This window comes from Microbulbifer sp. YPW1 (assembly GCF_013367775.1).
Lineage (GTDB): Bacteria > Pseudomonadota > Gammaproteobacteria > Pseudomonadales > Cellvibrionaceae > Microbulbifer.
Genome location: NZ_CP055157.1, coordinates 1326626 through 1346527, shown reverse-complemented (window position 1 = coordinate 1346527; position 19902 = coordinate 1326626). Strand labels below are relative to the sequence as shown.

18 protein-coding genes are annotated in these 19902 nt (G+C 59.3%); 14 read left to right on the top strand and 4 right to left on the bottom strand.

The window, feature by feature from the left end; genetic code table 11:
- Positions 1-124: 124 nt before the first annotated feature.
- A complete protein-coding gene (argH, locus tag HUW35_RS05680) occupies positions 125-1546 on the bottom strand; it encodes an argininosuccinate lyase (RefSeq protein ID WP_181254649.1) in 1422 nt (473 codons plus the stop codon).
- Positions 1547-1670: 124 nt separating this feature from the next.
- Here argH and HUW35_RS05675 point away from each other — a divergent pair, with 124 nt between their 5' ends.
- On the top strand, positions 1671-2873 hold the full coding sequence (locus HUW35_RS05675; protein WP_181254648.1) for a sensor histidine kinase: 1203 nt from the start codon (positions 1671-1673) through the stop codon (positions 2871-2873).
- Entirely contained in the window at positions 2870-3634 is a 765-nt protein-coding gene (locus HUW35_RS05670) for a LytTR family DNA-binding domain-containing protein (RefSeq protein WP_181254647.1), read from the top strand. The genes HUW35_RS05675 and HUW35_RS05670 overlap by 4 nt, the downstream gene beginning before the upstream one ends.
- Positions 3635-3648: 14 nt before the next feature.
- Here HUW35_RS05670 and HUW35_RS05665 read toward each other — a convergent pair whose 3' ends face one another.
- The 3 genes from HUW35_RS05665 to HUW35_RS05655 all read right to left on the bottom strand — a co-directional run bounded on the left by HUW35_RS05665 (position 3649) and on the right by HUW35_RS05655 (position 7861).
- Positions 3649-5340: an amidohydrolase gene (locus HUW35_RS05665; RefSeq protein WP_181254646.1), complete on the bottom strand. Its 1692-nt coding sequence runs from the start codon at positions 5338-5340 to the stop codon at positions 3649-3651.
- Positions 5341-5438: 98 nt separating this feature from the next.
- Positions 5439-6587 (bottom strand): PilT/PilU family type 4a pilus ATPase, encoded by a 1149-nt coding sequence (locus HUW35_RS05660; RefSeq protein WP_181254645.1) that lies wholly within the window; start codon positions 6585-6587, stop codon positions 5439-5441.
- A gap of 239 nt (positions 6588-6826) precedes the next feature.
- On the bottom strand, positions 6827-7861 hold the full coding sequence (locus HUW35_RS05655) for a type IV pilus twitching motility protein PilT (protein WP_181254644.1): 1035 nt from the start codon (positions 7859-7861) through the stop codon (positions 6827-6829).
- A gap of 99 nt (positions 7862-7960) precedes the next feature.
- On the opposite strand from HUW35_RS05655, the gene HUW35_RS05650 reads away from it, so the two are divergent.
- The 12 genes from HUW35_RS05650 (at position 7961) to HUW35_RS05595 (ending at position 19752) form a co-directional block, all read left to right on the top strand.
- Entirely contained in the window at positions 7961-8656 is a 696-nt protein-coding gene (locus HUW35_RS05650) for a YggS family pyridoxal phosphate-dependent enzyme (protein WP_181254643.1), read from the top strand.
- A 30-nt stretch (positions 8657-8686) separates the two neighbouring features.
- Positions 8687-9514, top strand: coding sequence for a pyrroline-5-carboxylate reductase (proC, locus tag HUW35_RS05645; RefSeq protein WP_181254642.1), 828 nt, complete (start codon positions 8687-8689; stop codon positions 9512-9514).
- Between the two features lie 164 nt (positions 9515-9678).
- Positions 9679-10284, top strand: coding sequence for a YggT family protein (locus tag HUW35_RS05640; RefSeq protein WP_078082709.1), 606 nt, complete (start codon positions 9679-9681; stop codon positions 10282-10284).
- Positions 10285-10482: 198 nt separating this feature from the next.
- Positions 10483-12459, top strand: a complete 1977-nt coding sequence (locus tag HUW35_RS05635) for a dynamin family protein (RefSeq protein ID WP_181254641.1) — start codon at positions 10483-10485, stop codon at positions 12457-12459.
- Between the two features lie 213 nt (positions 12460-12672).
- Positions 12673-13896 carry a homoserine O-acetyltransferase gene (locus HUW35_RS05630; protein WP_181254640.1) on the top strand — a complete coding sequence of 408 codons (1224 nt, stop codon included), beginning with the start codon at positions 12673-12675 and terminating at the stop codon, positions 13894-13896.
- Positions 13896-14486: a methionine biosynthesis protein MetW gene (gene metW / locus HUW35_RS05625; RefSeq protein WP_181255567.1), complete on the top strand. Its 591-nt coding sequence runs from the start codon at positions 13896-13898 to the stop codon at positions 14484-14486. Before HUW35_RS05630 ends, metW begins: the two co-directional genes overlap by 1 nt.
- Positions 14487-14562: 76 nt before the next feature.
- The gene (locus HUW35_RS05620; RefSeq protein WP_181254639.1) at positions 14563-15012 is read left to right on the top strand and encodes a DUF4426 domain-containing protein; all 450 of its coding nucleotides are present in this window, start codon (positions 14563-14565) and stop codon (positions 15010-15012) included.
- A 70-nt stretch (positions 15013-15082) separates the two neighbouring features.
- The gene (rdgB, locus tag HUW35_RS05615) at positions 15083-15727 is read left to right on the top strand and encodes an RdgB/HAM1 family non-canonical purine NTP pyrophosphatase (RefSeq protein ID WP_181254638.1); all 645 of its coding nucleotides are present in this window, start codon (positions 15083-15085) and stop codon (positions 15725-15727) included.
- A 4-nt stretch (positions 15728-15731) separates the two neighbouring features.
- The gene (gene hemW, locus HUW35_RS05610) at positions 15732-16985 is read left to right on the top strand and encodes a radical SAM family heme chaperone HemW (protein ID WP_181254637.1); all 1254 of its coding nucleotides are present in this window, start codon (positions 15732-15734) and stop codon (positions 16983-16985) included.
- 171 nt (positions 16986-17156) lie between these two features.
- A complete protein-coding gene (trxA, locus tag HUW35_RS05605; protein WP_161859768.1) occupies positions 17157-17483 on the top strand; it encodes a thioredoxin TrxA in 327 nt (108 codons plus the stop codon).
- Positions 17484-17926: 443 nt separating this feature from the next.
- The gene (gene rho, locus HUW35_RS05600) at positions 17927-19186 is read left to right on the top strand and encodes a transcription termination factor Rho (protein WP_181254636.1); all 1260 of its coding nucleotides are present in this window, start codon (positions 17927-17929) and stop codon (positions 19184-19186) included.
- Between the two features lie 296 nt (positions 19187-19482).
- Positions 19483-19752, top strand: coding sequence for an RNA-binding protein (locus HUW35_RS05595; RefSeq protein WP_010133764.1), 270 nt, complete (start codon positions 19483-19485; stop codon positions 19750-19752).
- The last annotated feature ends 150 nt before the right edge of the window (positions 19753-19902 follow it).

The window sequence follows — 19902 nt, the reverse complement described above, 5'->3', positions numbered from 1 at the left end:
CTCAAAAGAAGTCTAGCGGGTCACGGGTGTCAGAAAGTGGCGCGGAGCCAGATGAATGATGGCAGGAGGTTTTGTGTAGGAGCCTGCATGGCAGGCTCCTACACAGTAACTTACGGGAAGCTTATCAGCGCGCGGCGATAAGCTTGCGCGCGCGCTCGCAGGCGGCGCGCACCTGGTTCGGTGCAGTGCCGCCGATATGGTCGCGGGCGGCGACGGAGCCTTCCAGTGTCAGCACATCGAACACATCGTCGCCGATCACATCGGAGAACTTCTGCAGCTCGGCGAGGCTGAGGTCGGCGAGGTCGCAGTCCTTTTCAATGGCAAAGGCCACGGACTGGCCGACAATCTCGTGGGCATCGCGGAAGGCCACGCCCTTGCGCACCAGATAGTCCGCCAGATCGGTGGCGGTGGAGAAACCCTTGCCGGCGGCGGCGAGCATATTCTCTTTCTTCGGCTTCAGCGCCGGCGCCATATCGGCGAAGGCCCGCAGGCAATCCAGCACGGTGTCGGCGGCGTCGAACAGGGGTTCCTTGTCTTCCTGGTTGTCCTTGTTGTAGGCCAGCGGCTGGCTCTTCATCAGGGTGAGCAGGGCGATCAGGTGGCCGTTGACGCGGCCGGTTTTGCCGCGCACCAGTTCCGGTACGTCCGGGTTTTTCTTCTGCGGCATGATGGAGGAACCGGTGCAGAAGCGGTCGGGCAGGTCGATAAAGTCGAACTGGCTGGAGGTCCACAGCACCAGTTCTTCGCTGGCGCGGCTCAGGTGGGTGAGCAGCAGTGCGGAGAAGGCGCAGAATTCGATGGCGAAGTCGCGATCGCTGACGGAGTCCAGGGAGTTCTCGGTGGGCGCATCAAAGCCCAGCAGCTCGGCGGTGCGCGCGCGGTTGATCGGGTAACTGGTGCCGGCCAGGGCCGCGGCGCCCAGGGGCGAGCGGTTGACGCGCTTGCGGCAGTCCATCAGGCGCTCGAAGTCGCGGGTCAGCATCTCGTTCCAGGCCAGCAGGTGGTGGCCAAAGGTCACCGGCTGCGCGGACTGCAGGTGGGTGAAACCGGGCATGATGGTGTCCGCTTCCTTTTCCGCCAGATCCACCAGTCCCGTCTGCAGGCGGGTCAGTTCGCCGGCGATCAGGTCGATGCGGTTGCGCAGCCACAGGCGGATGTCGGTCGCTACCTGGTCGTTGCGCGAGCGGCCGGTGTGCAGCTTCTTGCCGGTGGCACCGATGCGGTCGGTCAGGCGCGCTTCGATATTCATGTGCACGTCTTCGAGCGCCACGGACCAGGGGAATTCGCCGGCCTTGATCTCCTCGGCGATATCCTTGAGGCCACCTTCGATCTGCTTGAACTCGTCTTCGGTCAGCACGCCGACTTCCGACAGCATCTGCGCGTGGGCCAGGGAACCCTGGATGTCTTCCAGCGCCATACGCTGGTCAAACATCACCGAGGCGGTAAAGCGCTCTACGAAAGCGTCGGTGGCTTCGCTGAAGCGCCCACCCCAGAGCTTGGCGGCGGGGTTCTGTGCGTTGTTGGCTGAGGAGTTGTCGTTGCTCATGCTGCCTCTGGTCTGACTGCGGAATGAAAGGTAACTGTTTGCCGATCCGGATAGTGGAAGTGACCGGGCGCAGGCGGTATCTTTTGATGCCAGTAAGCCGATCCAATCATAAAGATAACGTGGTATGACATCTTCGCGGCCCGCGCAAGCGGCGGGCATTATAGCGCAGCAAGTTCGCGAAATTGCCCCCGATGGCAAAGATTCTGCGTGCCCGGAGTCCGCGGAACCGGCGCCATTCCTGCCCGATCTGTGCAATGTGACCGGCGTGGCCGCTCTGGTTCTGATCGGCGAGCTGTTGTCCCTGGTGCTGGTGCTCGCCAGCGATGGCCTGTATCCGTTCAACTGGCAGCGCCTGGGGCTGGTTTCACTTACCGTGCTGTGGGTGATACTGCCGGCTGCCGCCATTCTGTGCCGCCTGCGCCCAGCCCTGGCGCGTCTCTCCCACAAGCTGGCCGCCGCACTCAGTTATACCGTGGTGCTGTCGGTACTGGTCACTGTGCTCGGGGTGCAGCACTGGTGGCTGGCGGATATGTCAGGCTCGGTCATCGATCACTGGTCGCTACTGACAAGCCTGCTGGTGGGCGCCATCTGTTCCGGGATCTTCCTGCGCTACGCCTATGTGCAGCAGCAACTGCACAATCAGCAGCAGGCGGAGCTGGGCGCGCGTATCGAGGCACTGCAATCGCGTATTCGTCCGCACTTCCTGTTCAACAGTATGAACAGTCTCGCCAGCCTGATTGCCGTGGATGCCGAGCGCGCGGAAAAACTGGTGGAAGATCTCTCGGCACTGTTTCGCGCCTCACTGGCAGACTCAACGCTGGTACCCCTTGAGCAGGAAGTTGCGCTGGCGAAGCGTTATCTGGAAATCGAGTCCCTGCGGCTCGGCGATCGGCTCCGTCAGGAGTGGCTGGTTGAAGAGCTGCCCGTAGGAATCAAACTACCTTCCATGCTGCTGCAGCCGCTGCTGGAAAACGCGGTGCTGCATGGTGTTGCGCGACTGCGACAGGGCGGTGTGGTGCGCATTGCCATTCAACAAAATGTCATTGGCAGCAGGGCGCGCGAACTGCTATTGTCGATTGAAAATCCCATTGCAGATTCCGGGACGGAAAATGGTCGCGAACAGGGCAGCACTAGCGTCCATCGCGGCAACGGTATGGCGGTCGATAATATCCGTCAGCGTCTCGGTGCGTTTTACGGCAATCGCTTCCGCTTCGGTGCGGAGGTCCGCGACGGTCACTACCGGGTGGAACTGCGTTTGCCGCTGGAAACCGGACAATTGCTGAAGTCAGTGCATCAGTCGGCGGCTGTGGCGGAGGACGCCTCGTGAGCGATTCCGTATCCACTCCCGCGAGCAATCTCGGCGTGTTGATCGTCGACGACGAACCGCTGGCACGGGCCAGACTGGCCCGACAGTTGCAGACTATTGATGGTTGCCAACTGCTGGGAGAAGCTGCCGATGGGGAAAGCGCAATACAACAGCTGGATTCACTCGACCCGGACCTGTTGTTACTGGATATCGAAATGCCCGGGGAAAGCGGGCTCCAACTCGCCACCCAGATCACCAACCGCCCCAACCCACCCGCGATCATTTTTTGCACCGCCCACGACGAGTTTGCGCTCCCTGCCTTTGCGGTCGCTCCATCGGGTTACCTGCTCAAGCCCGTCAGTGTGGAGCAACTGGCACAGGCGATTGCCCAGGCGCGAAGACTGAGCCGGCCACAACTCAAAAAACTCAACGCCCAGGCACCCACGAGCGGCCGCCGCCAGATCAAAGCGGTGAGCCGTCGCGGCGTGCAGTTACTGGATGTCGCGGATATCCGCTGTTTTATTGCCGAAGACAAATACGTTATCGCCCACCACAGTGGTGGCGAGACGCTATTGGATGAATCGTTAAAAGAACTGGAAGCGGAGTTTGGCGAGCGTTTTGTGCGGGTGCACCGCAGTGCCATCGTCGCGGTGGAATACATTACCGGCCTGCGCAAAACCGCCGGCGGCCACGAAGTAACCCTGAAGGATATAGATCTGGCGCCGCCGGTTTCCCGCCGATTGCTCGGCAGTATCCGGGATCTGCTGACCGAACTCGCCTGAGTCGCCTCTGAAAGTCAGTCGCGTCCCGCAATCAAAGTCTGCAGCACCCGGATTTCCCGCCACTGTTCCGCTGGTGTGGTCAGCGGATTTTTATCCACAATCACCAGATCCGCGTATTTTCCCACCTCGATACTGCCTACCTCGTTTTCCATCCCCAGTTGCCAGGCGCCATTGATGGTTAGCGCCCGCAGCGCTTGCAGTGGGGTTAAAGCCTGATCCGGCCCGAGCACAGTGCCACCGCGGCTGCGGCGGGTAATCGCCGTTTGCATCAGGCTGAAGGGTTCGGCGGGAAACATGGGGCTGTCCGCGTGCAGGGTGGGGTGCATATCGTGGGCAAATGCCGCCGCGACCGGCAACAGGCGCTGTGCGCGCTCCTCGCCCAGCAGCTGGTCCTTGAGTGCATCCCCGTAGTAATACAGGTGGTTGATATGGAAGCTGGGGGTGATGCCGAGTTCGGCCAGCTGCGGCAACAAGGACTCTGACAGCAGCAGGCCGTGTTCGAGGCGGTGCCGCTGGGCGATGAACCTATCCCGTTGATCTACTGGCAGGTTATCCAGATTGGCCTGTAACAGACGTAGATAATCCCGTGCCGCGCGGTCTCCCTGCACATGTGTGGCGGTCTGCCAGCCGCGCTCACTGAACAGGTGTAGCTGCTGTTGGAATTCTTGCGCGCCTATTACCGGTTCACCGTGGCTGCCGTGGGCGATACCCAGTTGCGTGCTGAGGTCACTATCCGCATAGGCCTGTTCCACAACCATACTGCCGCTGTAGGGCGAACCGTCGTACCAGAATTTTGCCCCGAGGACGCGGAAGCTATCGCCTTCTTTTTCTGGCGTGCCATCCAGCTTGTCGAGGTTTTCTCCACGGTAGTAAAAAAACTGACGGATACGCGGGGAGAAATGATCACTGGCAACCCACCGCGCCAGCCAGGCAGGTACGTTAAAACCCAAGGAGGCAACGGTGGTGTAGCCAGCGCGCCGCAGATCGTCCAGCTCTGCTTGGTAAGCTGCGGTCACTTTCAGTGGGTTTTTATGCGGGGCGAGAAAAGGCTCCAGCGCGGGCTTTTCTACTAGCATGCCGTTTAGTCGCCCGTTTTCATCGCGCCCGTAGTAGGAGCCCTCACCGGGTACTGGAGAATTTTCATCGATACCCATGGCCGCCAGCGCCGCGGAGTTCACCCACGCGGTGTGCATGCTCTGGGCGAGAATAAATACCGGGTTGTGCGGCGCCAGTTGATCCAGTTGTGTGCGCGTGGGCGTCGCCAATCCGCTGAGTAATACTGGATCCAGTCCCTTTGCGTAAATCCATTCACCGCGCGGCGTGTTGGCGATTTCTGCTTCCAGTGCTTTCCATGCATCTGCCGCGGAGGGATGGGTGAAGCCGCTCATATCAAAAAAATTGCGGAACACCGCACTGATGGCGGGGTGCTCGTGGGCGGCAACAAATCCAGGGAGAAGCGTATTGCCTGAGAGGTCGGTTACTTCGGTATTGTCGTCGGAAAACTTTTCGACTTCGGCACGAGTGCCCACCGCGATTATGCGCCCATCCCGTACCGCAATTGCTTCAGCCAAGGGATGGTTTTTATCAGCGGTAACTATTGTGCCATTGATGAAAATACGCGCCGCGGACTTCTCCTCGTCGCAGCCCGCGATCAGCAGGGTTGCCGATAGAAGTAACGCAACTCTCAAATATTTTTTTATATCCATCTGCATTTGACCGGCGGATAGGGCTTTCCAATCAATAAAAAGGGCAGGACGTTTCCGTGCCTGCCCCATGTACATCGAGTATCTGACCGGTTCTTGAATCAGTAGATCTGCGGGCCGCCGCCGCTGTCGCTATCGCTGGCGAGGCTGAGTTCGTCGGCGGCGCTGTTGAGGTACTCGGCGTCGGACTCGGACTTGAGCTTGATCATCAGGCGCAGGTCGTTGGCGGAGTCGGCGTGGGCGAGGGCGTCTTCGTAGGTGATCTCGCCGCGGTCGTAGAGTTCGTACAGGGCCTGGTCGAAGGTCTGCATACCCTGCTCGACGGAGCGCTTCATCAATTCCTTCATTTTGTGTACCTCGCCCTTGCGGATGAGGTCGGACATGAGCGGGGTGTTGATCATGATTTCGAGACAGGCGCGGCGACCATCGCCGTCCGGTGTCGGTACTAGCTGCTGGGCAACCATGGCCTGCAGGTTGAGCGACAAATCCATCCACAGCTGCTGGTGCCGGTCGGCGGGGAAGAAGTGGATGATCCGGTCCAGTGCCTGGTTGGCGTTGTTGGCGTGCAGGGTACACAGGCACAGGTGGCCGGTTTCGGCGAAGGCGATGGCGTGGTCCATGGTTTCGCGGGAGCGCACCTCACCAATGAGGATGACGTCCGGGGCCTGTCGCAGGGTGTTTTTCAGGGCGGTCTCGAAGGAGTCGGTGTCGAGGCCGACTTCGCGCTGGGTGACGATACATCCGCGGTGCTGGTGAATGAATTCGATGGGGTCTTCGATGGAGATGATGTGACCCTTCGAGTTTTCATTGCGGTGGCCGATCATGGAGGCGAGCGAGGTGGATTTACCGGTACCCGTTGCGCCCACGAAGATGATCAGGCCGCGCTTGGTCATGGCCAGTTCTTTGAGCTGTTCTGGCAGCCCCAGTCCGTCGATGGTGGGGATTTTGGTTTCGATCCGACGCAGTACCATGCCGACGAGGTTGCGCTGGAAGAAGGCGGACACCCGGAAGCGGCCGACGTTGCGCAGGGAGATGGCGAAGTTGAGTTCTTTGCTTTCGGCGAACTCTTTTTTCTGGCGATCGTTCATGATGCCGACGACCATTTCGCGCGCTTTTTCCGGGCTTAGCGGGGAGCTGCTTACGGGGACGATTTTGCCGTGCAGTTTGATGGACGGCGGCACACCGGCGGTGATAAACAGGTCGGAGGCGCCTTTTTCGGTGACCAGTTGCAGGAGTCGTTCGATTTCCATTTTTTATTTACCGCCTTGGGTGTTCGCTTATTCTGGATCCGGAGGTACGTTTTAGTGCTGGTCCGGTGGCGGCCGGGCACCGGGTGCGGGTTTTCAGGACCGCTGTGAATACATCCCTGTACGCTTCGTCGGCAACGTCCCTGTTGCCGACGATCCTGAAAACCCGCACCCGGCACCCGGCCTTCAATTTGAAACTCTGTACTTCGTAAGCGCTTGCTTGTTGTGGGTATTAACTTTGCTTAGAAGTTTTCCGGCATTTTCGCTTTCTCGCGCGCAGTTTCGCGGCTGATGATGCGTTTCTCCACCAGATCCTGCAGACACTGGTCCATGGTCTGCATGCCGACGCTGGCGCCGGTCTGGATGGCGGAGTACATCTGCGCGATCTTGTCTTCGCGAATCAGGTTCCGGATGGCGGGAGTGCCGCGCATGATTTCATGGGCGGCAACCCGGCCGCCGCCGTTGCGTTTGAGCAGGGTTTGGGAGATTACTGCCTGCAGGGATTCTGAGAGCATCGAGCGCACCATGGCTTTTTCCTCCGCCGGGAATACGTCTACCACACGGTCGATGGTTTTGGCGGCGGAGGTTGTGTGCAGGGTGCCGAATACCAGGTGACCGGTTTCCGCGGCGGTCAGTGCCAGGCGGATGGTTTCCAGGTCTCGCATCTCACCCACGAGGATGATGTCGGGGTCTTCACGCAGTGCGGAGCGCAGGGCTTCGGAGAAGCCGTGGGTGTCGCGGTGGACTTCCCGCTGGTTGACCAGGCACTTCTTGGATTCGTGTACGAATTCGATCGGGTCTTCGACGGTGAGGATGTGCTCGTACTTGTTGTCGTTGATGTAGTCGATCATCGCCGCGAGCGAGGTGGACTTACCGGAGCCGGTAGGACCGGTGACGAGTACCAGGCCGCGGGGGGTGTCGGAGATCTGTTTGAACACCTGGCCCATTCCGAGGTCTTCCATGGTGAGTACCTTGGAGGGAATGGTCCGGAATACGGCGCCGGCGCCGCGGTTGTGGTTGAACGCGTTCACACGGAAGCGGGCCACGCCGGGGACTTCGAAGGAGAAGTCGGTCTCGAGGAACTCTTCGTAGTCCTTGCGCTGCTTGTCGTTCATGATCTCGTAGATCAGACCGTGTACCTGCTTGTGCTCCATGGGCGGCAGGTTGATGCGGCGCACGTCGCCGTCGACCCGGATCATGGGTGGCAGGCCGGCGGAGAGGTGCAGGTCCGAGGCGTTCTGCTTGGCGCTGAAGGCGAGGAGTTCTGTAATGTCCATACTGCTACCCTTTATTCTTCTCTTTCTGACACTTGTCGATATGACGCGCGGGCACTGAGCGCATAGAATGCCCGCCGAGTAATGAATGGGTCCCAGTATATGCGCAAAGGGTCTATCCCCGAAAACCTCAATTCCGTCGCTGAGCGAATCGTCACAGCCTGTCGTAGCTGTGACCGGCAGGACAACTCGGTCACGCTGCTGGCGGTGTCCAAAACCCGACCGGCAGAGGACCTGCGTGCGGCGTATGCCGCAGGACAGCGTCATTTTGGTGAAAACTATCTGCAGGAGGCGCTGGACAAGCAGGAGGCGTTGGCGGATTGCGACATCATCTGGCACTTCATTGGTCCGCTGCAGTCCAACAAGACCCGCGATGTGGCGGGGCATTTTCACTGGATGCATACGGTGGACCGGCTGAAAATTGCACGCCGCCTGTCGGAGCAGCGCCCGGCCGAGATGCCGCCGCTGAATGTCTGCCTGCAGGTGAATATCGACGGTGAGGAGAGTAAGTCCGGCGTCAGTCCGGAAAAGCTGCCGGAGCTGGCAGCCGCAGTGGCGGCGTTACCCAACCTGCAGTTGCGCGGCCTGATGACAATTCCCGCTCCCCGCGGCGCTGCGGAGGATCAGCGCACACCATTTAAACAGCTCGCCGCGCTGCTGGAGGATCTCAAGCGCGCGCTGCCCGACCAGCCGTTGGATACCCTGTCCATGGGTATGTCTGGCGATATGGAGGCGGCCATTTTCAGCGGCGCCACGATGGTGCGCATCGGTACCGATATCTTCGGGGCCAGAAAATAGATTTCTCAACGGAAAACGATAAGGAACACTATGTCTGATCAAAAAATGGTCTTTATCGGCGGCGCGGGCAATATGGCCGGTGCGGTGATTGGCGGAATGGTGGCGAGCGGCTATCCCGCAGACAAAATCGTGGCCACCGGCCGCAATGCGGAAAAGCTCAAGCAGTTTTGCCAGCGCACCGGTGTGCATGGCAGTACCGACAACCTGGCCGCGATCGCGGATGCCGATGTGATTGTGCTGTCGGTCAAGCCTCAGGTCATGAAGGAAATGTGCGAGTCTATCGCCGATATAGTGAGTGCTCGCAAACCTCTGGTGATCACCCTGGCGGCGGGTATTCCGCTCGCTGCGTACCAGCGCTGGCTCGGTGCGGGCGTGCCTATCGTGCGCGCAATGCCGAATACACCGGCCCTGGTGGGCACCGGCGTCACCGGCCTGTATGCCGGTGACGGCGTCACCGATGAGCACAAGTCCGTAGCCACACAGATGGCGGATGCGGTGGGCATCGCGCTGTGGGTAGCGGAGGAATCCGGTATCGATCAGGTGATCGCCGTTTCCGGTTCCGGCCCGGCCTACTATTTTCAGTTTATGGAATCCATGATCGATGCGGCGGAGAAGGCCGGCATGGATCGTGCGGACGCTGAACGACTCACCTTGCAAACCGCACTGGGCGCGGCGAAACTTGCGGTGTCTGCCGATGTGGATGTGGCGCAATTAAAGCGCAATGTCATGTCCCCGAACGGCACCACCGAGCGTGCGGTCAAACGCTTTCAGGAGGGCGGCTTGCCGGAACTGGTGGAGCAGGCCATGAGCGATTGCGCTGCGCGTGCGGCGGAAATGGCGAAAGAATTGGATAACTGATTAGCTTGTTGGAAAACGCCATCCTGGCCTTTTCCAACCCGGGTTTGCGGCACTTGTCCGCAAACCCTCCACGACAAATTGAGCGCATGCGCCCAATTTGCGGCCGGGCCATCTGTGGCCCGGTTTAACAAACTGTTTGCAACAGCCTGTTAAAAGGACTTTTGATGGTCAACACCTTCAGCAATATCGGCGTTTTCATTCTCGCCACTATCGGCATTCTGTTTCTGTTTGCGGTCATCCTGCGCTTTATGCTGCAGCTGGGACGCGCCGACTTTTACAACCCGATCTCCCAGGGCATCGTCAAGGTCACCAACCCGCTGTTGCGCCCGCTGCGCAAAATCGTGCCCGGCCTGTTCGGCCTGGATATGGCATCCCTGGTGCTCGCCCTGCTGGTGGGCTGGGTGATGATCCTCGGTGCGGGATTCCTCGCCGGCGCCGGACTGTTGAACCCGCTTAGTGCACTGCTGTGGTCGCTGCTGGGTGTGTTGATGACCCTGATCGCGATCCTGTTTGTCGGTATGCTGGTCTCCATCGTGGTCAGCTGGGTCGCGCCGCAGAGCTCTCATCCCGCGCTGATGTTGCTGCGCCAGCTGCTGGAGCCGATCTACGCTCCGGTGCGCAAGATCATCCCGCCGTTGGGTGTGATCGACATCAGCCCGATCTTTGTCTTCATCCTGCTGACCGTGGCCGACAAGCTGCTGGTGGGCTTCGCGCAGAGCGCGCATATGCCGCAGCTGGTATACAACCTCTTCTGGCACATCCCATTTTGATCTGATGCGCTTCGGGAGCCGGGTCTGCCGGCTCCCCAGCTGTCTTAACTGTCAGCCTCTCCGGATTCTTCCCCTTAAGCCTTACCCAGTTCGCGAAACCGTGTCAGCAGGGTTTAACTCCGCGCCTGCTTGCTGGAAAATGGCACGCAATATTCATCAGTAATCACAATAAAAGCAGTAACTACAAGAACACTAAACATGGAAGATGCGACTTTGCGCCAGCACATTGCCGATTACGATCAGTGGAAGAGGGGGCTCGACGGCCAGTTAGATGCGTTCAGCCACTGGCTGGAAGACCACTTCCCCAACTCCGCCGGCGCCCGCCAGGTGGTTCAACAGGCGCGTCAGTTGCTGGTGGAAGACCAGTTCACCGTGGCCCTTGTGGGGGAGTTTTCCCGCGGTAAAACCGAGCTGATCAATGCGATGCTGTCGCATACCTACGGCAAGCGTCTGCTGCCCTCGCGCCCGGGCCGTACCACCATGTGCCCCACGGAAATCTTCTGTGACGGCAGCGAACAGGCTTCGGTACGCCTGCTGCCGATCGAGACCCTGGCCACCAACACCAGCCTGGAAAGCTTCCGTCGCATTCCGCAGAAGTGGGTCAATCACACCTTCGACCCGGAAGACGCCGAAGCCACCCGCGAGGCACTGATGAAAGTCGCCGCCACCAAGGCGGTGACCCCTGAAGAGGCTGCCCGCTACGGTTTTGACCGCCGTCACCTGGACGGCAACGGCAACCTTGTGCAGATTCCCGCGTGGCGCTATGCCCTCATTTCCCTGCCGCACCCGCTGCTGGCCCAGGGGCTGCGCATCATCGACACCCCGGGACTGAATGCTCTGGGCAACGAGCCCGAGCTGACCCTGTCCACCCTGCCGGGCGCGCAGGCGGTCGCTTTCCTGCTCTCCGCCGATGCCGGCGTCAGTGGCACTGACCTGAATATGTGGGAAACCCACCTGGTTCCCCTGCGGGATCACCGCGGCACAGCGGTGATGGCACTGCTCAACAAGATCGATGTGCTGTGGGACGACCCCGACGAAGATACGGATCACATGCTGCGCAAGATGCGCGATGAAGTGAGCAAGCTGCTGGATCTGCCCCTGGAAAACGTGGTCGGCGTATCCGCGAAAAAAGCACTGCTGGCGCGCGCCGAGCGCGATCCGGTCCTGCTGAAGCAGAGCTGTTTCGGGGATTTTGAAAAGCTGCTGGTACAGCGCCTGATGGAGCATCGCCAAAAGGTAGCCAACCACCGCTCCCTGCATCAGGCGCTGACCCTGATGGCCGACACCCGAGACCTGTTGAAGCGCCGCCTGAACAGCGGTAGCGCCACCCTGGATCATCTGAAACGCCACGGTGCCACCAATCCGGATCAGCTCGAGGAGCTCAAGCAGCTGCACCAGACCGCCAAGGAGCAGCACAAGTACTGTCACCAGGAGCTGCTGACGCTCAAGTCCAGTCAGCGCATGCTGTCACGCCAGCGCGCATCCCTGCTCGCTCCGGTTTCCAGCCAGCAGTTGCAGCAACTGATCGATGAAACCCGCAAAGCGCTGAACGAGCGCTGGTCGCCTCTCGGCCTCGCGCGAGCGATCGATAATTTCATGGGTGGCGTGGAGCATCAGCTCTCCAACCTCGAGCGCGAGGTCGATCAGACCAACCGCCTGGTAGACGCGATTTACGATCGTTCCACCCTGAACAACATCATCTCCGCCGAGCAGCATTTTGACATTGCCGGCTTCCGCGCGGCCCTGCGCGGGCTGCACCGTCAGGCAGCGCAGTTGCGCCGCTCTCCCCAGTTGCTGCTGGCCCGCCGCAATCGCCTGACCGAGCGCTTCGTGGCGACACTGGCCAATGAAGTGGGGCGCATGTACAGCCAGATGATTTCTTCCGTGGACGGTTGGCTCGATCAGGTGTTGGAACCGCTCAAGCAGCATGTGCAGTACCAGAAACATCTGCTCAACCGTCACCTGATCAAGCTCACCGAGCTGAAACAGAAAACCCAGACCAAGCGCACCGACTTGCGCGCGCTGGAAGAAGAGCTGGTACGCAACCACAGTGCCCTGGGAAGCCTGGAAGACCTGCTCAAACAGACCCAGCCCGCCCCGCAGCCGGTTGCGCCTGCACCGGTGGCGACCATGGCCAGTAATGTGACGCCATTGAAATCGCCTGCCATTTCTTGATCTGATTCGAAGTTCAACGGGTAGCCCTGACGCCGGGTATGCCTTTGCGAGACCTTCTAAAACAGGGATGTTTTAGAAGAGCCCCCATGGATGGGTTCACGGCGTGTCTCGCAAAGGCATACCCGGGGGCAGGGCGGCGATAAACTGCAAAAGGTTAACCGGTGTACTCCCGCCCCCACCTTTCGTAAACTTGGCGCCCCGCCCAGTAACCACATGCGAAAGATTTTGACCACGGAAGCGCAATCTCCCAGTTCTCCGAAGCCGACAGGCCTGCCCGCGAATTCTGTCGGCATTGTCGAGCCCCAGAGCCACACTTTTCCCGGGCCGTTCAAGCTGGCCTGTGGCCGTGTGCTGGATGAGTACACCCTGGTGTACGAAACCTACGGCACCCTGAACGCCGATAAAAGTAACGGCGTACTGATCTGTCACGCGCTCTCGGGGCACCATCACGCCGCCGGTTACCACAGCGAAAATGACAAGCGGCCGGGCTGGTGGGATCACTACATCGGTCCTGGCAAGCCCATCGATACCAACAAATTCTTCGTGGTTGCGCTGAACAATCTGGGTGGATGCCACGGCTCCACCGGCCCAGCCTCGATCAATCCCGAGACCGGCAAACCCTGGGGGCCGGACTTCCCGCCACTGCGGGCGCGGGACTGGGTGCACAGCCAGGCGCAACTGGCGGATCACCTCGGTATCCATCAATGGGCCGCCGTGGTGGGGGGCAGCCTCGGCGGGATGCAGGCCATGCGCTGGTCGCTCGAATATCCCGAGCGACTGCGCCACTGTGTAGTTATTGCATCTGCGATGAAATTGTCTGCGCAAAACATCGCGTTCAACGAGACCGCCCGTCAGGCGATTACCTCCGATCCGGATTTCCGCGACGGGCGTTACCTGGAAGCGGACACCCTGCCGCGAGATGGTCTCGCGGTGGCGCGGATGATCGGGCACATCACCTACCTGTCTGACGACGGCCTGGGCAAGAAATTTGGCCGCGAGCTGCGCTCCGGTACTTTCCAGCAGGGTGTGGAAGAGCTGGTGGAGTTTCAGGTGCAGAGCTACCTGCGCTATCAGGGGGATACCTTTTCCAGCAGCTTCGATCCCAATACCTATATCCTGATGACGCGCGCGCTGGATTACTTTGACCTGGCGCGGGAATACGAGGACGACCCGGTAAAAGCCTTTTCCAACGCGCGCTGTAAATTCCTGCTGGTATCGTTTACGTCCGACTGGCGCTTTGCCCCGGAGCGTTCGCGGGAAATTGCCGATGCGCTGATGCACGCCAATATTCCGGTGAGCTATGCGGAAGTGGAATCCCCCATGGGGCACGATGCCTTCCTGTTGCCCAACGAGCGTTACGAAAACCTGTTCGCCGCGTATATGAACAATGTCGCCCGCGAACACGGCGCTGCCAATGTAGGGGAGGTGTCGGCATGATGCGTAAGGACCTGGATATTATTCACAACTGGGTTGCCTCCAATACGCGGGTGCTGGACCTCGGCTGTGGTGATGGTGCCTTGCTGGAGCGGCTGGCGAAGGAAAAGCAGGTGAGCGGTTACGGCCTGGAAATCGATCCCGGCCAGATCCAGAAGTGTGTCGAGCGCGGGGTCAATGTGGTGGAGCAGAACCTCGACAACGGGCTGAAAAACTTTGCCGACCACAGTTTTGATACGGTGGTAATGACCCAGGCCCTGCAGACCCTGCGTTTTCCGCATCTGGTAGTGGAAGAAATGTTGCGCGTGGGTCGCGAGTGCATCATTACCTTCCCCAACTTCGGGCAGTGGAAGGCGCGCTGGCACCTGGCGGTATCCGGGCGTATGCCGGTTTCCGATTTATTACCATACGAATGGTACGACACGCCCAATATTCACTTTTGTACTTTCAAGGACTTCGAGGTGCTGTGCAGAGAGCACAGCTGGAAAATCCTGCACCGTCAGGTAGTCTCAGAGTCCCCTGTTTCCGGGGTGTTGAAGGATTTTTTACCGAATCTCTTTGGAGAGACGGCGATTTACCATCTGACTCGCTAATATAAAGGTCAGAAGGTTGTTTAACGCGCCGCCTCTGCGCGAGGAGGTTGCCGAAAGGATGATTGAGGAGAACGCCGTGAAACGTCTGTATGCTGCATTTTTTTCCATAGCCTTGTTGCTGTGGGCCGCTGCGGCCGCCGCCCAGGGCGCGAAGACCATTGAAAACCACCAGGATTTTGGCGATTACCGGGTAACCTACTCGGTATTTAACAGCGACTTTATCCCCCCGGATATTGCCCGCCAGTACAATCTGGTGCGCGCACGGGACCGCGCTTTCGTGAATATTTCCGTGAGCAAGAAGGGGGATCTCAAGGGCATGAGTGCAGGGATCTCCGGGAATGCGACCAACCTGATCCAGCAGTCTCGCCCGCTGGAGTTCAAAGAAATCCGCGAGCAGGATGCGGTCTATTACCTGGCACCGCTGCGCTTTGAACACGAAGAGAGTCTCACCTTCAATATCGACCTGGTCATGCCAGATGGCAGTTCGCAACAGCTCACCTTCCGTCGTCAGCTGCACAAGGACTGACAGACCGACAGAAACCTATTACAGCGGGCCGGTAGCCCGCTGTTTTCATTTCGGAAACTGAATTCTTCCCATGGATAAAATCGTTCTCGCCAGTGGCAACGCCGGCAAGCTCAAGGAATTCTCCCAGTTATTTGCCGGCTGGCAGATTGCGGTGTTGCCACAATCGGATTTTCTGCAGCAGGAAGCGGAAGAAACCGGTCTCAGTTTTATTGAAAACGCGCTGATCAAGGCGCGTCACGCCAGTCGCGCCAGCGGCCTGCCGGCACTGGCAGATGATTCCGGCCTGGCGGTGGATGCGCTTGGCGGTGCGCCTGGCATTTACTCCGCGCGCTATGCCGGCGCCGGTGCCAGCGACGCCGACAACAACCAAAAGCTGCTGGACGCGCTGCAAGCCGTACCCAGCGAGCAGCGTATTGCAAGCTTCCACTGCGCTCTGGCGTTTGTGCGCACCCCGGAAGATCCGGTGCCGCTGGTGTGCACCGCGCGCTGGCAGGGGCTGATACTGAATCACACCGCCGGCGACCAGGGGTTCGGCTACGATCCGCTGTTTTACGTTCCTTCGGAAAAACTCACCTCGGCACAGTTGCCGCGGGAAGTGAAAAACCGCCTCAGCCATCGCGCCCAGGCGGTGAAGAAGTTTGAAAAGCTGTGGCACGAGGAAATGGTGCTGCCGGAACAACGCCGGAATGCCGATGTGGGCAAGAAGCTGATCTGAGTTGATGCCATTGAATCCCGATTCCCCGCAACTGTCACTGCCGCCCCTCAGCCTGTATGTGCATATCCCGTGGTGTGTGCGCAAATGCCCCTATTGTGATTTCAATTCTCATGAAGTCTCCGCGGGCACAGGCGAGCATGTCGCCATCCGCCACTCTTTGGATAGCGAGCAGACCGATTCCCAGCTGCCGGAAGCAGATTATGTGGACCAGCTGGAGCGGGACCTGCGCAGCCAGCTGGGTTGGATTCAGGGGCGCAAGCTGGGATCCATCTTCTTTGGCGGCGGTACCCCGAGCCTGTTCTCGCCGCTGGCCATCGAGCGTATCCTGAACCTGGCAGAATCCCTGGTGGGCTTCGAGTCCGATATCGAAATCACCCTCGAGGCCAATCCGGGCACTTTTGAGCAGGCAAAGTTCGCCGGCTACCGCCGCGCCGGGGTCAACCGGTTGTCCATCGGTGTGCAGAGCTTTGATCCCCTGCAATTGCAGAATCTGGGTCGCATCCACAGCGGCCCCGAGGCGGAGACCGCGGCCACCCAGGCCCGTGCGGCGGGCTTCGACAATATCAACATCGACCTGATGCACGGCCTGCCCGGACAGGGCGAAATCGATGCCCTGCGGGATCTTGAGCGCGCGGTGGAATTGGGGGCGGAGCACATCTCCTGGTATCAGCTCACCATCGAGCCCAATACCGCGTTCTACTCCGCGCCGCCGGTTACGCCGGGCTCGGAGCAGATCGCGGCCATCCAGCGGGCCGGGCGGGCGTATCTGGCCGGGGAGGGCTATGGCCGCTACGAGGTATCCGCATACGCGCGCAGCGGTCTCGCCTCCCGCCACAACCTCAACTACTGGTCGTTTGCCGACTATATCGGCATCGGCGCCGGCGCCCACGGCAAGTTCACCCTGCCGGAGAGTGGCCGCATCATTCGCACCCAGCGCACACGCACCCCGCGGGATTACCTGGCGCTCGGCTGCCATGTGGGGGAGGGCGGCGTGCAATTCCCGCTGCCCAAGACCACCGATGTGACCGAGGCCGAGCGGCCGCTGGAGTTTTTGATGAATACCCTGCGGCTGGCGTCCGGCGTGCCGGCAGGGACCTTCCCTGCCTACACCGGGCTTCCGCTGTCGGTACTCGAGGGACAGTGGACGCGATTGCAGGCCATGGAGCTGGTGGAGCCCCTGGGGCCGAGTATCGCCACCAGCGAATTTGGCTATGACTATGTGGACGAGATCTTGCAGCGGTTCCTGCCCGAGGATTGAGCCTGCCCTTGAAAACGGTGCCACGGCCCTCATATAGGCCGAAATGCCAACTGTTGCAGCAATTTGCCAACGGCGGCGAGCCCATTTGCCTTGCGGGGCCTGCTGGCCGTACTTATCATGTCAGCCGGCAGGTCCGCGGGGCCTGAAGAAACAGAACCACAGGAAAGCACTATGAGCGCGAACATCGTCAACGTAACCGATGCAGAATTTGAAGCCGAAGTACTGAAGGCGGATGGCCCGGTACTGGTAGACTTCTGGGCACAATGGTGTGGCCCCTGCAAGATGATCGCCCCGGTACTGGAAGATCTGGCAGGCCACTACGGTGAGCAGCTGAAAATCGTCAAAGTGGACGTAGATGCCAACAAGGAAGCCGCCGCCAAGTACAACGTGCGCGGTATCCCCACCCTGTTGCTGTTCAAGGGCGGCAATGTGGAAGGCACCAAGGTAGGTGCGCTGTCCCGTGCACAGCTGACCGAGTTTATCGACAGCCAGATCTGATCTGGTCTGTGCGGGGCGCCTCCTGTCGACGGCAGGGCGCCCCGAGTCGTTTCTGGCCCCTGCAATGCTACAGGTACCCAGGCGGCTCATCGGTCCGGTAAATAGACCTTGCAGGATGCCGAACTACCGTTATACTGCCTAGTAATCAAAGTAACTGTTCAGTCCAGACCTGAGCCAAGTCGCCAACCCCGCTGTCGTCACAGCCTCTCCGGCGCAAACTCCTCAAGTTGAACGATCTTCCTTCTGGCACCTTCGCCAAGCCTAGTGTGCCGATGCGAGTGGTAACCTGTGTTCAGGTGGTCTTCAATTGAGTAGCGTGCGGAAAGCTAATCCGTCGACTAGTCGATACGGGTATTATCAAGATCGAACTTTCAACTCCCCCCTCAAAAAATTCCGGTGCGTCCGCGCCAACTGACAGAAGAAACCTTAATAAAGCAATTGGTATGAACCTTTCTGAATTAAAAACCAAACCCATTGAAGAGCTGATTGAAATTGCCAAAGGCATGGGGCTCGAAAACCTCGCCCGCTCGCGCAAGCAGGACATCATTTTCAATATCCTCAAGCGCCACGCCAAGAGCGGAGAAGACATCTACGGTGAGGGGGTGTTGGAAATTCTTCAGGACGGGTTTGGCTTCTTGCGGTCTGCCGACTCGTCCTACCTCGCAGGCCCCGATGATATCTACGTTTCTCCCAGTCAGATCCGCCGCTTCAACCTCCGCACCGGTGACTCCATTGCCGGCAAGATCCGTCCCCCCAAAGAAGGCGAACGCTACTTCGCACTGCTGAAAGTAAGCGATATCAACTTCGACAAGCCGGAAAACGCGCGCAACAAGATTCTTTTTGAAAACCTTACGCCGCTGTTCCCGAACGACCGCCTCACCCTCGAGTGCGGCAACGGATCTTCCGAAGACCTGATCGGCCGCATCATCGACCTGGTTGCACCCATCGGCAAAGGCCAGCGTGGCCTGATTGTTGCACCCCCTAAAGCGGGTAAAACGATCATGTTGCAGAACATGGCCCAGGCCATCACCCGCAACAATCCGGAGTGTCACCTGATCGTCCTGCTGATCGACGAGCGCCCGGAAGAAGTGACCGAAATGCAGCGCTCCGTGCGCGGCGAAGTGGTTGCCTCCACCTTTGACGAGCCGCCGGCCCGTCACGTACAGGTGGCCGAGATGGTGATCGAAAAGGCCAAGCGCCTGGTAGAACACAAGAAAGACGTGGTGATCCTGCTGGACTCCATCACTCGTCTGGCGCGCGCCTACAACACCACGGTACCCAGCTCCGGCAAGGTGCTGACCGGTGGTGTCGATGCGCATGCCCTGGAGCGCCCGAAGCGCTTCTTTGGTGCAGCCCGTAATATTGAAGAGGGCGGCAGCCTTTCCATCATCGCCACCGCGCTGGTGGACACCGGTTCGAAGATGGACGAAGTGATCTTCGAAGAGTTTAAAGGCACCGGTAACATGGAGCTGCAGCTGGATCGCAAGATCGCCGAGAAGCGCGTCTACCCGGCCATCAATGTGCGCCGCTCCGGTACCCGCCGCGAAGAGCTGCTGATGCCGGAAGGCGAACTGCAGCGCGTGTGGATTCTGCGCAAGCTTCTGCACGATATGGAAGATCTCGCCGCCACTGAATTCCTGATCGACAAGCTCAAGGACTTCAAATCCAACGACGAATTCTTCCTGTCCATGAAACGGAAATAATTCCGATACACAATAAAGGCCTGCGCAATGTGCAGGCCTTTTTTGCTTCTAATGGACAATTTTTGCAATGCGACGAATGAGGCGTGAAATTACGCCGAATTCAGTTGAAAAGGCCAAGCGTTAGGCATATAAAGGCTTTCATTGCGGTGTTGAACATACTTTCGACACCTACTGAATTGGTCTCGCCCGGCTGGGAAGTCGAGCGACTCTGGACCAATCTCAAATGGATAACTCGGTGGAGCTGGTTACCATTTGTGAATTGCTCGACAGCCCACTGACTCTAGTGAGACTTTTTTGTGAATATCTATATCGGAAATCTGGCCTACGGCGTAACCTCTGACGAACTGCACGAAGCTTTCGGTGCGTTCGGTGAAATCTCCCGGGCTACTGTAATCACTGACCGGGAAACTGGCCGTTCTAAAGGTTTTGGTTTCGTAGAAATGCCGAACGACGACGAAGCGCGTAAGGCAATCGAAGAAATGAATGATCAGCCGCTGTCTGGCCGTAACATCCGTGTTAACGAAGCCAAGCCGCGCGAAGACCGTCCGCGTCGTCCCCGCTTCTAAGACACGTTTTATCGTCTAGAAGTCCGGCAGCCCGCAGCGCCCGCTGCGGGTTGTTCAAAACCCCCTCCTAATTCTGCACTGCCGTACCCATGGCAAGGCGCAAATTCCCCATTGTGTCCCGACTGTTTTACACTGGCCGCTGAACTTCTC